Genomic DNA, 372 nt, shown 5'->3' with positions numbered 1-372 from the left:
GGTTCGACACGATCAATGGTGGCGGCGGCGATGATGCATTCTATGGCGGCAACGGCAATGACAGCATCTTCGGGGGCCTGGGCAATGACCTGATATCGGGCGGCGCGGGCAGCGACACGCTGACGGGCGGCGGCGGCGGCGATACGTTTGTGTTCCTGGCGGTGGATGCGGCGTCCGGCACGGACCTGGTGACGGATTTCGAGCTGGGCACGGATGTGTTCCAGCTGTCCGGTGTCGGGTCGGCGACGGTCAGCTACGATGGCGGCGCCAACGAGGTCACGGTGTCCATCGGCGGCGGCGACGTGGCCGTGCTGCGCTCGGACAGCGACCTGTCGGGCTTTGGTACGGATGACATTCTGTTCGGGTGAACGG

The 372-nt window shown here is 66.1% G+C and carries 1 pseudogene; it reads left to right on the top strand.

What is annotated here, in order from left to right:
- Positions 1-368 (top strand): annotated as a pseudogene (locus tag Q1A32_RS23925) (hypothetical protein); the annotation flags it as partial.
- Between the last annotated feature and the right edge of the window lie 4 nt (positions 369-372).

Origin of the sequence: uncultured Tateyamaria sp. (assembly GCF_947503415.1) — a bacterium.
Taxonomy (GTDB): Bacteria; Pseudomonadota; Alphaproteobacteria; order Rhodobacterales; family Rhodobacteraceae; genus Tateyamaria.
This window is presented reverse-complemented; position numbering and strand designations above follow the sequence as displayed.